Origin of the sequence: Natrarchaeobius chitinivorans (assembly GCF_003841505.1) — an archaeon.
GTDB classification, from domain to species: Archaea; Halobacteriota; Halobacteria; order Halobacteriales; family Natrialbaceae; genus Natrarchaeobius; species Natrarchaeobius chitinivorans.
The window spans coordinates 287727-304512 of sequence record NZ_REGA01000001.1 but is presented as its reverse complement, the minus strand read 5'-3'; the positions used below and the strand labels follow the sequence as shown (position 1 = coordinate 304512).

General features: G+C 64.2%; 16 protein-coding genes and 1 tRNA gene. 13 read left to right on the top strand and 4 right to left on the bottom strand.

Annotated features, from left to right (window positions below; all coding sequences use genetic code 11):
* Positions 1-56 precede the first annotated feature (56 nt).
* Both EA473_RS01440 and EA473_RS01435 read right to left on the bottom strand, forming a co-directional pair.
* Positions 57-1064 (bottom strand): metal ABC transporter substrate-binding protein, encoded by a 1008-nt coding sequence (locus EA473_RS01440; RefSeq protein WP_124193876.1) that lies wholly within the window; start codon positions 1062-1064, stop codon positions 57-59.
* 63 nt (positions 1065-1127) lie between these two features.
* The gene (locus tag EA473_RS01435; RefSeq protein WP_124193875.1) at positions 1128-1817 is read right to left on the bottom strand and encodes a metal-dependent transcriptional regulator; all 690 of its coding nucleotides are present in this window, start codon (positions 1815-1817) and stop codon (positions 1128-1130) included.
* 206 nt (positions 1818-2023) lie between these two features.
* On the opposite strand from EA473_RS01435, the gene dph5 reads away from it, so the two are divergent.
* From dph5 to EA473_RS01380, 11 genes are all read left to right on the top strand, one after another.
* Entirely contained in the window at positions 2024-2812 is a 789-nt protein-coding gene (gene dph5 / locus EA473_RS01430) for a diphthine synthase (RefSeq protein ID WP_124193874.1), read from the top strand.
* Positions 2813-2863: 51 nt separating this feature from the next.
* Entirely contained in the window at positions 2864-3700 is an 837-nt protein-coding gene (locus EA473_RS01425; RefSeq protein WP_341538981.1) for an NAD(P)/FAD-dependent oxidoreductase, read from the top strand.
* A 218-nt stretch (positions 3701-3918) separates the two neighbouring features.
* Positions 3919-5079, top strand: coding sequence for a bifunctional phosphopantothenoylcysteine decarboxylase/phosphopantothenate--cysteine ligase CoaBC (gene coaBC / locus EA473_RS01420; protein ID WP_124193872.1), 1161 nt, complete (start codon positions 3919-3921; stop codon positions 5077-5079).
* Positions 5080-5236: 157 nt separating this feature from the next.
* Complete coding sequence (locus EA473_RS01415; protein WP_124194076.1) at positions 5237-5815, top strand: DUF7344 domain-containing protein; 579 nt, start codon at positions 5237-5239, stop codon at positions 5813-5815.
* 177 nt (positions 5816-5992) lie between these two features.
* The gene (gene hpt / locus EA473_RS01410) at positions 5993-6562 is read left to right on the top strand and encodes a hypoxanthine/guanine phosphoribosyltransferase (protein ID WP_124193871.1); all 570 of its coding nucleotides are present in this window, start codon (positions 5993-5995) and stop codon (positions 6560-6562) included.
* Between the two features lie 64 nt (positions 6563-6626).
* A complete protein-coding gene (locus EA473_RS01405; protein ID WP_124193870.1) occupies positions 6627-8267 on the top strand; it encodes an ABC transporter substrate-binding protein in 1641 nt (546 codons plus the stop codon).
* A gap of 190 nt (positions 8268-8457) precedes the next feature.
* On the top strand, positions 8458-9411 hold the full coding sequence (locus EA473_RS01400; protein ID WP_124193869.1) for an ABC transporter permease: 954 nt from the start codon (positions 8458-8460) through the stop codon (positions 9409-9411).
* Entirely contained in the window at positions 9408-10538 is a 1131-nt protein-coding gene (locus tag EA473_RS01395; RefSeq protein WP_124193868.1) for an ABC transporter permease, read from the top strand. Before EA473_RS01400 ends, EA473_RS01395 begins: the two co-directional genes overlap by 4 nt.
* Positions 10538-11719, top strand: a complete 1182-nt coding sequence (locus EA473_RS01390) for an ABC transporter ATP-binding protein (protein ID WP_124193867.1) — start codon at positions 10538-10540, stop codon at positions 11717-11719. Before EA473_RS01395 ends, EA473_RS01390 begins: the two co-directional genes overlap by 1 nt.
* Positions 11716-13080, top strand: coding sequence for an ABC transporter ATP-binding protein (locus EA473_RS01385; RefSeq protein WP_207890133.1), 1365 nt, complete (start codon positions 11716-11718; stop codon positions 13078-13080). Before EA473_RS01390 ends, EA473_RS01385 begins: the two co-directional genes overlap by 4 nt.
* Positions 13040-13642: a hypothetical protein gene (locus EA473_RS01380; RefSeq protein WP_243645168.1), complete on the top strand. Its 603-nt coding sequence runs from the start codon at positions 13040-13042 to the stop codon at positions 13640-13642. The genes EA473_RS01385 and EA473_RS01380 overlap by 41 nt, the downstream gene beginning before the upstream one ends.
* A gap of 484 nt (positions 13643-14126) precedes the next feature.
* On the opposite strand, the gene EA473_RS01375 is transcribed toward EA473_RS01380, so the two are convergent.
* Positions 14127-14201, bottom strand: a tRNA-Met gene (locus EA473_RS01375).
* Positions 14202-14267: 66 nt separating this feature from the next.
* A complete protein-coding gene (locus EA473_RS01370; protein WP_124193865.1) occupies positions 14268-14714 on the bottom strand; it encodes a GtrA family protein in 447 nt (148 codons plus the stop codon).
* A 151-nt stretch (positions 14715-14865) separates the two neighbouring features.
* On the opposite strand from EA473_RS01370, the gene EA473_RS01365 reads away from it, so the two are divergent.
* Positions 14866-15699, top strand: coding sequence for a DUF7847 domain-containing protein (locus EA473_RS01365; protein WP_124193864.1), 834 nt, complete (start codon positions 14866-14868; stop codon positions 15697-15699).
* A gap of 131 nt (positions 15700-15830) precedes the next feature.
* On the top strand, positions 15831-16745 hold the full coding sequence (locus EA473_RS01360) for an aminotransferase class IV (RefSeq protein WP_124193863.1): 915 nt from the start codon (positions 15831-15833) through the stop codon (positions 16743-16745).
* Positions 16746-16786: the final 41 nt, after the last annotated feature.

The window sequence follows — 16786 nt, the reverse complement described above, 5'->3', positions numbered from 1 at the left end:
GAGGGCACATAGTTCAATCTTTGTTCGTGCTACACTCGTTATTTGACTGGGCTAATTCACTCCGTCTGGAGGGCTTCCTCCAACGTCGGGAAGTTCACCTCGCGGTAGTGATCGATGTACCCCCAGTCCTGTTCGTCGTACTCCGGAAGCTGTGTTTCGACGGGCGAGATCGGTAGCACGTCGGCGTCGGTTTCTGCAGCGATCGATTCGGCCAGGTTGTCGGGTTCTCCGACGTCGTAGAGGACGTGCTCGAGATCGTGCTCGGCCATGACGTTCTCGATCTCCTCGACGTCGCGAGCGGAGGCCTCGTCGTCGGGTGACGTCCCGACCGGCGAGTGAATGTCGAGTCCGTATCGGCGGTGCCACCACTGGAACGAATCGTGCGTCCCGATGATCAACTCGTTTACCGTCGCACGCTCGACGATCTCCTCGAAATCCTCGTGGAGTGTTTGCAACTCGTCGTTGAACGCGTCGGCGTTTGCCTCGTAGTCGTCGGCGTTGTCCGGATCGTACGCCGCGAGTTCGTCCGCGATGTTGTCGACCATCGACTGACACTCGACGGGGTCCATCCAGACGTGCTCGTCGTTGTCCTCCGCCGGACTGTCGAAGAATTCGATCCCCTCTGCGGCCTCGATCACGTGGACGTCGTCGTTCGACTCGAGTTCCGAGGCGGCGTCGTCCTGCCAACTGGCGAAGTCTCGGAGATAGATGAACACGTCCGACCCCTCGATGTCCGAGACGATTCCCGGACCGGGGTCGAACTCGTGGCCGTGTTCGCCGATCGGAACGAGGTCGACGACGTCCACGTGTTCGCCGGTGACGTTCCGCGTAAGGTCCCACAGGGCGAAAAAACCGGTCGAGATCGTGTAGCCTTCGTCGCCGGTATTCGCGTCGTCTGTACCGGTATCCGTTCCGTCGTCGGCTCCGTTCACCGGTTCGTCGCTACCGTTCTGTGGGTCGTCACTCATACAGCCGGCCATGCCAGCGACGAGTCCGCTCGCGCCGACTAACGCCTTCCGTCTCGTGAGCTTATACCGTTTCGTATCGGTCGTATCGCTTGTCATCAGGAGACCTTTGTCGTAGCTAAATGAAGTACCTTACGATACTACAAATTGAGTTAGATTAGTCTAAATATGAGTGCCGTCGGAATCCATTACTGACGTCCCACGGACGAGACGGGCCACGTCGTCCGGTAACGAAACCGAATCGTCGTGCCCGGGCGGACGCACCGTTATCATACCGAACGGGGCGACCGACTCGATGGTAAGTTCGGTCTCGGGAACGACCTGACGACTCGAGAGGTACTCGAGGAGCTCCTCGTCACGGTCGTCGACCTCCAGGACGACGACGGTCTCACCCTCGTCGAACGCGGACAGTTTCTCACCCCGCGGGCGCTCGGGCACGTCGAGCGACGAGGTCGGGATCGGTGCGCCGTGGGGGTCGGTCGTGGGGTCGCCCAGTTCGTCGGCCAGACACGCCGCGAACCTGTCACTGATGTGGTGTTCCAGCCGATCCGCTTCGTCGTGGACGTCGCTCAATCGGTAGCCGAACTCGGCTGTCAGATACGTCTCGAGCAGCCGGTGGTTGCGGACGAGGCGAAGGGCGACCCGTTCGCCCTCTTCGCTTAACACCGCGCCGTTGTACTTCTCGTACTCGACGAATCCGTTCGATTCGAGAGTCGAGAACATGCTCGTCGCCGTGGGTGCGGTTACGCCGAGGTAGTCCGCAATCTGTGAGGTCCGCACTCGAGCGCCATTGTACTCGGTCTGTAGCTCGTAGATCGCCTTGAGATAATCCTCGATGACGGTACTTGGCATTAGAATTAGATTAGGCTAATCAATAATATTGTTTGGGATAATCCAAGGTTCGGCAGTCGTCAGCGCCAGCGGGTCGACGAGAGAGAGCTATCGAGAGTCATCGTCGATCGCGAGCGCCACGATCGAACGCGCTCACGGTCGACGGGCTGTATCGGCCGGGCGCGAGGATACACAATCTTATAACCGCGCTACCGACTACGGCGAGTATGCTCACGTTTATCGGTCTCGGACTCTACGACGAGCGGTCGATCACCGTCGAGGGTCAGGAGGCCCTTCGGAACGCCGACCGGGCGTACGCCGAGTTCTACACCAGCGAGTTGATCGGGACGACCGTCGCCGACCTCGAGTCACACCACGACGTCGAGATAGAGGTCCGCGATCGCGCCGGGGTCGAACAGCGGCCGGACGACGTTCTCGAGGCCGCGGCGAGCGAGGACGTCGCCTTCCTGACTGCCGGCGATACGATGATCTCGACGACGCACGTCGATCTGCGCCTGCGGGCCCACGAGCGCGGGATCGACACGCGGGTGATCCACGGCGTCACCGCACAGACGGCGACGAGTTCCCTGACCGGACTCCAGAACTATCGGTTCGGGAAAGCGACGACGCTGCCGTTCCCCTACGCTCACGGCGCCGATGGTCTTCCGGCCAGCGTCACCGATACGATCGACGACAACCGGGCCGACGGGCTTCACACGGTCGTCTACCTCGACATCAAGGTCGGCCACGAGCGAGCCGAGGAGGACGAGTACATGACCGCCGACGTCGGTGCGGCGTTACTCGCCGACGCGTATCCGGACCTCGTCGGCGTCGTCGTCGCTCGAGCGGGGAGTCCGGATCCGCTCGTCGAGGCGGGAACGATGTCCGACCTCGCCGACCGCGAGTTCGGCGACCCGCTTCACTTGCTCGTGGTGCCCGGCGACTGTCACCACCTCGAGGCCGACGCGTTAGTCGAACTCGCCGGGGCGGATCGGGCGGCGCTCGACGTGGTCTAGTCCCCTCCCACGCAACCAGACTCCCCGCCACGGTCGGCTCCGGAAGATGCGGTGTCGAGACATTCGAACGGGAACGACTGCGGTCGTCTTTCTCTCCGAAACGTCCGAAAGGGAATGTGTTCTATAGGAGGCGGACGAAGCCTCCGACCGATGAGAGACGTCTGCATCGTCGGCGGGGGCGTTTCCGGCCTCGCCGCGTCGATCTTCACCGCTCGAGCGGGACTGGACACGCTGGTCGTCGACGGCGGGGAGTCGATCCTCGCGCGTAACGCCAGCCTCGAGAACTACCCCGGCTTTCCGGACGGCGTCGACGCGCGCCGGTACCTGCAACTGGTCCGCGAGCAGGCCCGGAACGCGGGCGCAACGTTCGAACTCGGCCGGGTGACGAGCGTCGAACCGAGAGACGAGGACGACCTCGAGGCGGGATTCGTCCTCGAGACGGAGGTCGGCGATCCGCTCGAGGCCCGGCGGGTGATCGCGGCGTCGTGGTCGGACAGCGAGTATCTCGTCCCGCTGGACGTCGGCCGAACCCAGCGCGGGAGCAAACACTTCGTCGCGGTCGACGACGCCGGGCGGACGGCCGTCGACGGCGTCTACGCCGCGGGTCGGATCGCGGGCGAACCCCACCAGACGATCGTCGCTGCCGGCCACGGGGCGAAAGTCGGCCTCGCTGCGATCCACGACTCCGAGGTCAACTTCTATCACGACTGGGTCGTTCCAGAGGGCTATTTCACCGGTCGCGGGCGCGACGTGCCGCCGGGCTGTGAAGAGATCGACGACGAGCAACGGCGGCGACGCGACGACCGGGCGCGGGAGACGATCCTCGAGGCCTTCTCGGAGCCGCTCGAGGAGGTGCCGACGATGCATCCGAGCGTCGATGAGGACTGATACGGATTACTGTAACTGTTTACCGGCGCACCCGCGACCTGGGCGACGGGTGCGCCGGTAATGATTTACAGTAAACCGTATGATACGGTTTGCCGGTGGCCGGGACGAACTCACCGACGGCGCACCGACCACCACCCGACGAGCAAACCGAGAGCGCCGCCGTCTCGGACGGGATCGGCTCGCTACGCTTAACACGTCGCCGCGAGAACGTCGAACGAATGCTCGAGGGAGACAACGTCGCACTCGGGGTGACGGGATCGATCGCCGCCGTCAAGACGGTCGAACTCGCCCACGAGTTGCGACGACGGGGTGCCGACGTTCGCGCGGTAATGACCGAGGGCGCGCGCGGGATCGTTCATCCGTGGGCGCTCGAGTTCGCGACCGACGCGGATGTCGTCACGGAGATCACTGGCAGCGTCGAACACGTAGATCTCTGCGGGTACGACGGCTGGGCGGACGTTTTCCTGATCGCGCCGGCGACCGCGAACACGGTCGGCAAGATCGCCGGTGCGGTCGACGACACTCCCGTCACGACGTGTGCGACGACGGCACTCGGTTCCGGGACGCCGCTCGTGATCGCCCCCGCGATGCACGAACCGATGTACGACCACCCCGGCGTGCTCCGTGCCATCGAGATGGTCGAGGAGTGGGGCGTCGCGTTCGCCGATCCCCGGATCGAGGAGGGGAAGGCGAAGATCGCGAGCGAGGACGCGATCGTCTGCGAGACGGCACGCGCCGCCGGCGACCGGCCGCTCGAGGGACGCCACGTCGTCGTCACGGCCGGGTCGACGAGCGAGGCGATCGATCCCATTCGCGTGCTGACGAACCGGTCGTCGGGACGGATGGGGCGGGCGGTCGCCCGCTCGTGTTACGTACGCGGTGGCGACGTCACCCTCGTCCACGACGGAGACGAGGTGCCGTACGCCGACGTCCGAACGGTCGAAACTGCAGCCGAGATGCTCGAGGAGACACGCGTCGCCTGTGAAGACGCCGACGTCCTCGTCTCCGCGGCGGCGATCGGCGATTACACGGTCGAGACGAGTCCGGAGAAGATCCGGTCGGGACGCGAACTGACGCTCGAACTCGAGCCTACTCCAAAACTCATCGACGAGATCCGTGACGATCGGCCGGCCCTCCCGATCGTCGGGTTCAAAGCCGAGACCGGCGAGGACGAAGAGTCGATGATCGAGCGAGCGCGGGAGACGCTCGAACGCGTCGACCTCGCGTTCGTCGTCGCAAACGACGCGAGCGTGATGGGCGACGACCGGACGCGGGCGCTGTTGGTTCACGCTGCCGACGTCGCCCGCTACGAGGGAACGAAAGCGGGTCTCGGCGACGAAATCGCCGACTCTATCGCGGTCCTGTCGAACGGGTCCTGATCAGTCGCCTGGAGGACAGGAGAACTATATAGGTGGCGTTCATGCCACGGAATAATGGATGTACGGCCGGACACGCGGTCGGGTTCGAGGCGAGCGAGAGAGGTGAGTTGGGGTGGCCCAAAAGCATCGCAGTAAGACTCGAACCACCGCTGGCGAAATCGACGAGACCGAACGCGGGGATGGAACAGCCGGGGATCTACCGAAAGGCGAAATCTTCGAAGTACTGCGCAACCAGCGCCGACGCTACGTCCTCCACTATCTGAAACAGGACGACCGCCCCGTCGAACTCGGCGACCTCGCCCAGCAGGTCGCCGCCTGGGAGTACGAGACGACGCTCGAGGACGTGACGCCCGAGCAGCGAAAACGGGTCTATACGACGCTACAGCAGACCCACCTTCCGAAGATGGACGAGGTCGGAATCCTGACGTTCGACTCCGACGGCGTCATCGAGGCGACTGATCGGACGCGAGACATCAGCGTCTATCTCGAGATCGTTCCGGGCCACGAGTTCGCCTGGCGGGAACTGTATCTCTCGCTCGGCGCGATCGGCTGTGCGCTGGTCGCCGCACTCTGGCTCGAGATCTATCCGCTGACGGTGCTGTCCGATCTAACGTGGACGGCGATCTTCGCCGTCACGATCACCGCGACGGCGGCCGCACACATCTATCACGAGCGGCACATGCGGCTCGGACACGGCGAACAACCGCCGGAACTCAGCTACGGATCGGACGATTGAGCCCGCTACGGGGATCGGACGATTGAGCCCGCTACGGGGATCGGACGATCGAGCCCGCAGCGAACCGGACAATCCATTCGAGTGACAGTTGACGAACGGACGGACGTCGTCCGAGAATCTGCTGGTGCGTCTCGAGCGGATCGTCAGGTTTTACTCCGATACTGACCGACCTGCGACATGGATCAGTTGAAGCGGTCGCTTCTCGAGGCCCCGATCGTCGAGAAAAACGGCTATCACTACTTCGTCCATCCGATCAGCGATGGCGTCCCCAAACTGGACCCGACGCTGTTGCGGGAGGTCGTCATTCGAATCATCCGAAAGGCGAAACTCGAGCAGGTCGATCGGATCGTTACCCCGGCGGCGATGGGGATCCACATCTCGACCGCGGTGTCGCTGATGACCGACATCCCTCTCACCGTGATCCGCAAGCGCCAGTACGGTCTCGAGGGCGAGGTCGCGATCGCCCAGGAGACGGGCTACTCCGAGAACGAGATGTACATCAACGACGTTCACGAGGGAGAACGCGTCCTCGTGCTCGACGACGTGCTTTCGACCGGCGGAACGCTCGCCTCCGTCCTCGACGCACTTGACGAGATCGGGGCCGAGGTCGTCGATACGGTCGCCGTCATCAAGAAGGTCGGCGGCGAGAACAAAGTGGAAGACGCCGGCTACCACGTCAAAACCCTGATAAACGTCGACGTCGTCGACGGCGAGGTCGTCATCGTCGACGAAGCGGGCGACGGTTGATCCGATCTGCGATCCGCTCGAGTGAAACGATTCATATACCGCCAGCCTAACAGACATCGTAGTAATGGGTGTCTGGAAGGGAAGCGGCGAGCGTGTTGGAAGACGGACGTTTCTCGGTGCGGTCGGTGTTTCGGGGGCGATCGGATTCGCCGGCTGTCTCTCCGAAAACGGCAGTGAAGGGGGCGAGACTGCGGATCAGGCGGTCGAAAACTCCGCGGAGGCGCTGATCCGAAACGGATTCGAAGCCGCGGGGATCGATCCGCCGTTCGAGACTACGATCTACGCGAACGCCGAAAACGACGAGCGAATCCGCTGGGCACAACTCGTTCAGTACGAACTGAACGAGACGGACCTGTTCGACGTCGGGTTCGAGCAACTCGAGTGGGGAACCTACGAGCAACTCCTGTTGAATATGGCGGAAAACGAGGAGAACTGCCTGGTTACGCTCGATCTCAGCGGCGGGTGGGATCCCCATATCTACGTCAACTCGCTCTTTCACTCGGCCCACCGGGCACCGAACGGGTTCAACTTCAACCACTACGCGGACGAACGGACCGACGAACTGATCGACTCCGCGGTCGCAGAATCCGACCGCGAGCAGCGCGTCGAGACCTACGGGGCCCTTCAGGAACGACTCGCTCAGCAGGTCCCGATATCGATCGTCCGCTCCGGCGAGGAGGCGACCGTCTATCGGCAAGAGAGGATCGACGACTGGCGTCAGTACCCGCTTCCCGGAAGCGAGTACGACCCGGTGTATGCCCCATACGGCGGTGAGTTCCTCGAGACGGAAGACGAAACGACCGAGCTCGTCGGAGATGCCGTCGCGACCGTCTCGAACACCGATCCAGTCCGAATGAACGACACCACCTCGAACATGGCGACGAGCCTGATCTACGAGGGGTTGCTCGCGGTCGATTTCGACGGAACTCCCCGTCCGCTTCTGGCCACCGACTGGGAGCAACTCGACGCGACGACGTACCGGTTCGACCTCAGGGAGGGCGTCGAGTTTCACAACGGCGAGACGTTCACGGCGGATCACGTTCGTGCCTCGTTCGGCCGGTACGAGGGCTCGCCCCGCGAACCCGACGTCTACGACTGGTACGACGGAGTCGACGTGATCGACGACACCGAACTCGAGGTCCACCTCACCGGCGAGTACGGCCCGTTCGAGACGAGCGTCGGCGTCCCGATCGTCCCGCTTGCCGCAGGCGACGGCGAAATCGATCTCGCGGACGAACCTGTCGGGACCGGGCCGTATCGGTTCGACGAGCACGCCGAGGGCGAGTACTGGCGACTCCGCCGCTTCGACGACCACTGGTTCGACGGGGACGACGCCGTCCCTGCCCAGCCCACGGTCGAGACGATAACGATGCGCATAATTTCCAGGCCGGCGGCCAGACGGGCCGCGCTCGAGGCGGACGAACTCGACCTCTCGGTCGGACTCTCGGCCGACGACGTCGCCGACCTCGACGGCGATCCGGAGTACGGCGTCGAACGGGCGGCGACCGGTTCGTTCGACTTCTTGATCTATCCCCAGTACCTCGAACCGTTCGACGACGTCGACGTTCGTCGCGGAATCGATCGCTTGCTTCCACGGCAGACGATCGTGGAGGAGGTGTACGCCGGACAGGGCACCGTCGCGTACACGCCGATTCCGCCGCTTCTCTCTGAATTTTCGATCGAGGGAGGCGACCCCGGCGTGTGACCGACGTCGACTCCGGAGCCGCGACTGGGCGGGAAGGAATCGTTAAGTTACGAACATTCGTACTGTTCGCTGATCGAACCGGTTTCTGTGCCGGGACGAACGTGCGGACGAACGACCTCCTCGAAGATCGTTCCCCGACCGTCCGATTTCCAGACCGGCGTTGCAAGAGGCCGTCTCCACCCCCGAACTGATGTCGATCGTTCGATACACACTCAGACGTGCGCTGACGTCCGTGCCGGTACTGATCGGTGCGACGGCGCTCACGTTCGGGCTCGTCCACCTCGCCCCCGGTGACCCGATCGACGTTCTGGTCGGGTTCGACCACGTCGACCCCGCGACCAGGGCCTCACTGCGCGCCGAGTACAACCTCGATCGACCGCTCTGGCAGCAGTACCTCCTCTGGGTTCGGGACGTCGCGACCCTCGAGTTCGGCGAGTCGCCGATCACCGGCCGTGACGTCGGCCCCACCGTCGCCGGTCGACTTCCGCACACGATCGCACTCGGTGTCTCCGCCTGGCTCCTCTCGCTGGCGATCGGAATTCCCGCCGGGATCGTCGCGGCGGTCGACGATGGGGGTCCGGCGGACGAGGTGAGCCGGATCGGCGCGCTCGTCGGTATCGCCACGCCGAACTTCTGGCTCGGACTGGTCCTGTTGTTCGTCTTCGGGGTCCAGCTGGGTTGGGTCCGGGTTACGCCGCCCGACGCTCCCCTCGCGAGTCTCGAGATGGCGTGGTTCATGGTCTTACCGACGATCACGCTCGCAACCGCACTCGCCGCCGTCGTCACCCGACTGATGCGGTCGTCGATGCGTCGCGAACTCGAACGGGAGTACGTCCGTGGCGCTCGAGCGCGCGGACTACGCGAACGGACGGTGCTCCTGAAACACGCCCTGCGAAACTCCCTGACGGCGGTGGTCACCGTCGCCGGTCTGCAGATCGCTCTCTTGCTCGACGGCGCAGTCGTCGTCGAGCAGGTGTTCTCCTGGCCCGGCATGGGACAACTCCTGGTCGAATCGATCTCGCGCCGGGACTTTCCGGTCGTCCAGGCGGTGGTGTTGCTGATCGCCGTCGCGACGATCGTCGCGAACCTGCTCGTCGACCTCGCCTACGCAGTGATCGACCCCCGAATTCGACACGACCGATGACAGACCGAGAACCGACTACACGGCGCGGCCGCATTCGAATCGAGGGCTTCGACGAGCACGCAACAGCCACAAACACCGACCACGTGCAGTCCAATAGATCCGATCTCGACGCCGTTTCCGACCGTCGCGACGAACTCGACCGACGGACGACGGTAGATCGACTCCCGACCGGCGGCCGATCGACTCGAGGAGGGCGGAACCTCGATTCGGGTGTGGGAAACAAAACCGGCCTCGAGGCGTCGTGGGGTCGGTTTCGATCGAACCGGACGGCGTTGTTCGGTCTCGCCATCGTCGCCGCCCTGTCGGTACTCGCGCTCTTCGCCCGCCCGCTCGAGTTCTCGGCGATGGGGTATACGCTCACCGTCCAGCCGTTCTCGCTCGCGCCGTACGATCCGAGCGAACTGTACGTCGGGCCGTCGAACGCCGGCCCCTCGCTGGCACACCCGTTCGGAACCGACTGGGCCGGCCGCGACCTGTTCTCTCGGGTCCTCGTCGGCGGGCGATACAGCCTGAGCATCGGCGCGCTCGCGGTGACACTCGCGCTCTGTATCGGCATCCCCCTGGGCGCGATCGCGGGCTATTTCGGCGGCTGGATCGACGAGACGATCATGCGGCTGGTCGATACGCTGTACGCGTTCCCGTTTCTCGTCCTGGCGATCGCCATCGTCGCGATTCTCGGCCCCGGCTACTGGAACCTCATCGTCGCCCTCGTCGTCACCGGGTGGCTCACGTACGCCCGCTTGCTCCGGGGCGAGGTGCTCTCGATCGTCGAAACCGACTACGTCGAGGCGTCGAAGGCACTCGGGACGCCCCACAGAACGATCATCGGTCGCCACGTCGTCCCCAACGCGATCGGGCCGGTGATCGTTCAGGCGACGCTCAACGTCGGTTCCGTCGTCCTCGCGGCCGCGGCGCTCGGGTTCCTCGGCCTCGGTCTCGAGGCGGGGACCGCCGAGTGGGGAACGATGCTCGCACGCGGCCGATCGTCGCTCCTCCAGGGACACTGGCACGTCACCGTCTTCCCCGGGATGGCGATCTTCCTGTTCGTGCTGGCGATTAACCTCGTCGGCGATGGGGTCACCGACGCGCTCGATCCTCGACGCGAAACCGGCCGGAGGGATCGGTGATGGCGCTGCTCGAGGTCGACGATCTGACCGTCCAGTTTTACACCGAAGACGGCGTCGTCCGCGCCGTCGACGGGTTCAGCTACGAGATCGAACGCGGCGAGACGTTCGCCATCGTCGGCGAGAGCGGTGCCGGAAAGAGCGTCGCCAGCCTCTCGCTGTTGCGGTTGATCGAACGACCCGGTGAGATCGTCGACGGCGAGATCCGCTTTCGCGGACGGGACGTACTCGGTTTCTCACAGGACGAACTCCGACAGTTCCGCGGAAACGACGCCGCGATCGCGTTTCAAAACCCCGAGGCGATGCTCGATCCGGTGTACACGGTCGGCGAGCAGATCGTCGAAACGATGCGCGCACACGACATCGCGACGGGAGAAGCCGCCCGAGATCGTGCGATATCCCTGCTCGAGCGTGTCGACATCGCCGACCCCGAGTCGGCGTACACCGACTACCCGCACGAACTCTCGGGCGGGATGGCCCAGCGGGCCGTCATCGCCACGGCGCTGTCGTGCGATCCCGATCTGTTGATCCTCGACGAGCCCACCACCGGTCTCGACGTCACGATCCAGGCCCAGCTCCTCGAGACCCTCACAGACCTCGCGGAGACGTTCGACACCGCGATCCAGCTGGTTACCCACGACCTCGGCGTCGTCGCCGACTGCTGTGATCGAGCGCTGGTCATGTACGCCGGGCGCGCAGTCGAGCGGGCCCCGGTCGAGGAACTGTTCTACGATCCCTCACATCCGTACACGGCCGGGTTACTGGCGTCGATTCCGCGTATCGGGGACGGTCGCGACCGGCTGCCGGCGGTTCCCGGCAGTCCCCCGGATCTCGTCCAGGTGCCGACGGGCTGTCGATTCCACCCGCGGTGTCCGTACGCCGAAGACGTCTGTGCGACCCGCGACCCCAAACTCGTCGAACTCGAGACCGGAAACCCCGTCCCCGATGGCCGGCGACCCGACCACGCGAGCGCCTGTCACGAGCATACCGGTAATCTCGAGGGCGGACTCGACTACGAGGTCCGGATCGTCGACGACCGCGGAAACGACAGCACGGACTCGAGCGGTCAGGATGGTGCCGTATCGGACGGACTGGATGGAGCCGAATCGGATGGACAGACTGACGACGAAACCGCCCCTGACGATCCGGAAACTGGCGGAGATCACGGAGAGCGATCGCGATGACCGACGCCCCGCTCGTTCGGGTTGAGGGCCTTGAGAAACGGTATACGACGTCCGACGGGCTCCTCGAGCGATTGCTCGGCACCGGGCAGACGGTCCGGGCCGTCGACGGCGTCGACCTCGAGATCCGCGAGGGGGAGACGGTCGGGCTCGTCGGCGAAAGCGGCTGCGGAAAGACCACGCTCGCCCGTCTACTCGTCGGACTCGACGAGCCGAGTGCCGGCACGGTTGCCCATCGGGGTATCGACCCCTCCGAGCGCTCCCGACGCGAGCGCCGACGGCTACGAACGACCGTCCAGTACGTCTTCCAGAACCCGTCGACGAGTCTGAATCCGCGGCTTCCGGTCGCGGACCTCGTCGGCGAACCGCTCGCAGTCCACGACGTCGTCCCGCCGGGACGGCGCGACGAGCGGATCGGCGAACTGCTCGAAACCGTCGGCCTCGAGGCGTCCCACGCGAACCGCTATCCGCACGAGTTCTCCGGCGGCCAGCGCCAGCGGATCGCCATCGCTCGCGCCCTCGCGGTCGAACCGGAGTTGCTCGTCCTCGACGAGCCCGTCTCGGCGCTCGACGCCTCGGTTCAGGCCCGCGTTCTCAACCTGCTCGCGGATCTTCAGGCGGAGTTCGACCTCTCGTATCTCGTCGTGAGCCACGACCTCTCTGTCGTCGAACACGTCGCCGACCGGATCGCCGTCATGTACCTCGGACGGATCGTCGACTGTGGGACGCCAGCACAGCTGTTCGATGGCGGCGCACACCCCTACACCGAGGCGTTGCTGTCGGCGATTCCCGAACCGGACCCCCTCTGGGAGGGCGAGCGCATCGTCCTCGAGGGGGACGTTCCGTCGGCGATCGACCCACCGTCGGGGTGTCGGTTTCACACCCGCTGTCAGAAACTGATCCCGCCGGCGGGGTACGACCTCGATAGCGACACCACTCGTGGACTGGTGGCGCTTCGTGCGGACCTCGAGGACCTGGCCGCCGGCGAGGCGTCTGCGGGCGGCCCCCTCGAGGCGCTTCGGCCGTCGTCCGCCGAACGCGAGACCTCCGGCGAACCCGCGGAGACCGCGTCGGTCAGACGAACCTACGATCTCCCGTCGACGCTGTCGGATCCGGACGCCGAAGCCGAGTTATCGGGTGCACTCGAGGCTCTCGCGGCGGGAGCCGTCGAAGAGGCGAGGTCGCGACTCGAAGCGGCGTTCGAAACGCCGTGTGAGAGCCGCCGGCCCGAACTGCGCCCGGTGAACGAGGCGGGCTCCGCTCGGCGTCGGATCGCCTGTCACCGGTTCGACGATCGATTCGAGCGCCGACTCGAGGCGGGAGATGACAACCGAGCACCGGATTCGAACGAGCGTCGGCGGTGATCGGAGTCGCTTTCCGTCTGGCCCGTCGAGACTCCGCTCGATGCGGCGGATCTACGAATCGCGGGCGCTCGAGCGCTCCGCTGACGAGCCGTTCGTCCCGTCGACGAACGGGGACGAGCGGAGTCCGCGGACGATCGACTGGGACGCGTTCAGCCACGCGTTCGTGCCGTCGGCGCTTCGAAACCGGGCAATCTCCGTCTCCGTCACGACCGACCGCGACGTCTACGCGCTCGAGGAACCCGTTCGTCTCACCGTCGAGTTCCACAACCGACTGCCGTTTCCGATCCGTCTGCGAACCGATTCGCCGAACGTCTGGACGTGGTCCGTCGACGGATTCGCGGCCGCGTCCTGCGTTTCTCGAGGCGTCCCCGATCGCCCGTCGACGTTTTCGTTCGCCCGCAACGAACGCAAGCGCTTTCGCCGTACCTGGTCCCAGCGTCTCCGGATCAGCGAGACGGAGTGGGAAGGGGTCGGCCCCGGTCACTACACCGTCAGCGCAGGCGTCAGCCGGGAAGACGCCCGGGGATTGACCGACCGAACGACGATCGAAATCCGCGAGTGATCCGGTCTACTGTAACGATCTACCGGCGGGACAGCGATCCGTCCGCGGTCCCACCGGCAACGACTTGGAATAGTTCGTACGAGCCGGCCTCGAGTAGTTCGCGTCGAAATGGAGTGGGAGGTAGATTTGAACAACTCCCGAGAACCTGCGCTGCGCGCAGAACCTCGGTATCGTTCGAATCAACTCGTCGTATTTTCGACGCTCACGCACTCGTCGCTTCGCTCCTCGAGTAGTTCGCGTCGAAATGGAGTGGGAGGTAGATTTGAACAACGCGAAGACCGCTCGCGGTCTTCTCTCGTTCAAATCCACCACCGTGCTATACTCGCCGCTCGCGAGCTTGCTCGCGGCAAAAGTATAGCGGGAGGTAGATTTGAACCACGGTCTCAACGAGTTGCTCCCTGATTCAAATCTACCACCGTCCTTTTTCACGGATTCTGGACTCACTCGTCGCTACGCTCCTCGATCGTATTGAATCCGTGAAAAGTAGCGGGAGGTAGATTTGAACTACCGGTCTGCGGGTTATGAGCCCGCCGGAATCTCCTGGCTATCCCATCCCGCTACTTTCTCGTAACCGAGTACACTAGTTAAGGGTTGTGATTCGGGTACAGTGTGGGGGTTCGTCCCGCTAGTCACGGTGTACCTTCCAGGTGTAGAGACTTTCACAGGTGTAGTTGACGAAAAAGCCGATTACGAGACCGACCAGGTTCGCGGCCAGATACCAGACGTCGAATCCGTACACCAGAATCGTCAACACCGACAGCGTGACCAGAAACCCGGCGAATCGAACCGCGTTCGAGCGAACGAACCGTTTTCCGAGCGCTCGAACCCCCTTCCGTCCGTGACTGGCGAACGTCCATCGCTCGTTGACGACGAAGATGACGACGATCGATAGCTCCCACGAGATCACTTTCGCGAGAAACGGCTCGAGGGACGCGAATTCGACCAGCAACACGAGAACTACGTTGTCGACCGTCGCACCGACGAGACCGACGCTCGCAAACTGGGTGAACCGGGCGGTCGATAGCAACGCCCGGGTCCGCATCTGGACGGCCTCGAGGACGGAATCGAACATCGTGTCCGTACGTTGGGACGAACCATCCGGTCGTGCAAAAGCGTGCTGCCTCCGGGTCGGATCGACGGCGGCGAACGGCGAACTCGCGACCGCGTGTTCCGGGCCGGAGAATACGCGGTGCGTATTTATCAGTTCTCTCGAAATTGTTGCTATGGCTGTACTTCGCTCGCTCAAGCAGACGCCCGGACGTCTCCTCGAGCAACCGATCCTGTTCGTCCCCATTGTCGCTCTCGGGCTCCTCCAGACACCCCAACTGTTCACTCAGACGCTCGACCCGATCGTTTCGTCGGTCGTCTCTCTCGGTTTCACCGGCCTCATGCTGTTCGTGATGCCGTTTTTCGTCGCCGGACTCGTTGGGATGGCGAACGACGTTGCGACCGGAAATCGAACCTCCGTCGGTCGATTTCTCGAGTGCGGAAAGACGTACTACGCGTCGGCGTTCGGCGGCTACCTGGTGGTATTCGGGATCAGCATCGTACTCGGATTCGCGATCGGAATCGCGTTCCTCCTCGGCGTCCTGACCTTCGTTTTGCTGGGCGGTGGAGCGGTTGCGGCCGCCGCTGCCGTCCTGATCGTCGGTGTGGGGGTCCTCGCCTATCTGGCGGTGATGGCTCTCTTCCAGTTTTTCGGCCACGCGGTCGTCATCGACGATGCCCGCGCGTTCGACAGCATCAAGCGGAGCGTCGACGTCGTCAGAGCGAACGTCCTGAAAGTGTTCGGCTACTATCTGGTCGTCCTCTTCGGTAGCGGGGTAGTCGGCGGGCTGTACGGCGGGATGATTCTCTGGCTGTTCCCGCCGGCGACCGCCGGACAACCGGCTCCGGCCCCGGATCTCGGTTCTGCGCTCACCGCCGTGAGCGTCGGAACGTTGTTGACGACCGTCGCGGGCGGCCTCTTTCTGGTCTTCTCCGTGCTATTCTATCGGTCGATTACCGGTTTGGACAAGGGAGAGACGCCGGGATCGGGGTCGACGATCCACCTGTAAAACCGCAATACTGTTAGGATTCGGTTCCGACTCGAGTCGTGTGACCGATCGACGATACGACGTGAGCCTCGAGTCGCCACGAACCGCTGGCGGTCCGGCCAACACGGCCGGATCCGTGGAGGATCGAATCCGTGACCGCTGACCGACTCTATCACGTCGACGGCGACCTCGTTCCCGCCGCCGAGGCGACAGTCAGCGTCGACGACCGGGGCTTTCGCTACGGAGACGCCGCCTTCGAAACCATGCGAGCGTACGGCGGAACCATTTTCGACTGGTCGGCCCACGTCGACCGCCTCGAGCGAACGTGTGCGACGCTTTCGCTCGACCACGGCATCTCCGCGGACGACCTCCGAGGTCGGATCGACGAGACGCTCGCGGCGAACGATCTCGACGACGCGTACGTTCGACTGTCGATCACGCGGGGGGTACAGCCGGGAACGCTGACGCCTCGCCCGGACGTCGACCCGACGGTCGTGATATACGTCAGGCCGCTCCCTCGAGGCGGGACCGACGGGACGCCGGTCTGGGACGAACCGGCGACCGTCCGATCGGTCGAGACGCGACGAATCCCCGACGAGGCGGTTCCGGCCAGCGCGAAGACTCACAACTATTTAAACGGGATACTGGCGCGGACCGAACTCGAGGCCCCGGCGGACGATGGAGAACGCGACGCCGTCGCCGACGCCGCACTGATGGTAGACGTCGACGGAACCGTCGCCGAGTGCGCCACGAGTAACCTGTTTTTCGTCCGGGAGGGGACGCTCCGGACGCCGTCGACCGACGGCCCCGTCCTCCCGGGGATAACACGCGATATCGTCCTCGAGTTGGCCGCCGAAACCGGGACGCCGGTTCGAGAGGGAAAATACGACCTCGCGGACGTACTCGAGGCCGACGAGGCATTTCTGACGAACCGTACCTGGGAAATCCGACCGATTGCGACGCTCGACGGGGTCGACGTCGGCGGCGGTCCCATCACGGGCAGGCTCTCGAGGCGGTACGACGAACGCGTCGAAACGAGGTGTTACGGAGACGGAGATCCGGCGTAGGTCTGCACGATCGGTATGAACCGTCGGTGTTCGAAAGCCCC

Excerpts from the sequence above, each read along its gene's own strand:
- EA473_RS01440 (WP_124193876.1), bottom strand. The coding sequence starts at position 1,064 with ATGACAAGCGATACGACCGATACGAAACGGTATAAGCTCACGAGACGG.
- EA473_RS01435 (WP_124193875.1), bottom strand. The coding sequence starts at position 1,817 with ATGCCAAGTACCGTCATCGAGGATTATCTCAAGGCGATCTACGAGCTA.
- dph5 (WP_124193874.1), top strand. The coding sequence starts at position 2,024 with ATGCTCACGTTTATCGGTCTCGGACTCTACGACGAGCGGTCGATCACC.
- coaBC (WP_124193872.1), top strand. The coding sequence starts at position 3,919 with ATGCTCGAGGGAGACAACGTCGCACTCGGGGTGACGGGATCGATCGCC.
- hpt (WP_124193871.1), top strand. The coding sequence starts at position 5,993 with ATGGATCAGTTGAAGCGGTCGCTTCTCGAGGCCCCGATCGTCGAGAAA.
- EA473_RS01405 (WP_124193870.1), top strand. The coding sequence starts at position 6,627 with ATGGGTGTCTGGAAGGGAAGCGGCGAGCGTGTTGGAAGACGGACGTTT.
- EA473_RS01400 (WP_124193869.1), top strand. The coding sequence starts at position 8,458 with ATGTCGATCGTTCGATACACACTCAGACGTGCGCTGACGTCCGTGCCG.
- EA473_RS01395 (WP_124193868.1), top strand. The coding sequence starts at position 9,408 with ATGACAGACCGAGAACCGACTACACGGCGCGGCCGCATTCGAATCGAG.
- EA473_RS01390 (WP_124193867.1), top strand. The coding sequence starts at position 10,538 with ATGGCGCTGCTCGAGGTCGACGATCTGACCGTCCAGTTTTACACCGAA.
- EA473_RS01385 (WP_207890133.1), top strand. The coding sequence starts at position 11,716 with ATGACCGACGCCCCGCTCGTTCGGGTTGAGGGCCTTGAGAAACGGTAT.
- EA473_RS01380 (WP_243645168.1), top strand. The coding sequence starts at position 13,040 with ATGACAACCGAGCACCGGATTCGAACGAGCGTCGGCGGTGATCGGAGT.
- EA473_RS01370 (WP_124193865.1), bottom strand. The coding sequence starts at position 14,714 with ATGTTCGATTCCGTCCTCGAGGCCGTCCAGATGCGGACCCGGGCGTTG.
- EA473_RS01365 (WP_124193864.1), top strand. The coding sequence starts at position 14,866 with ATGGCTGTACTTCGCTCGCTCAAGCAGACGCCCGGACGTCTCCTCGAG.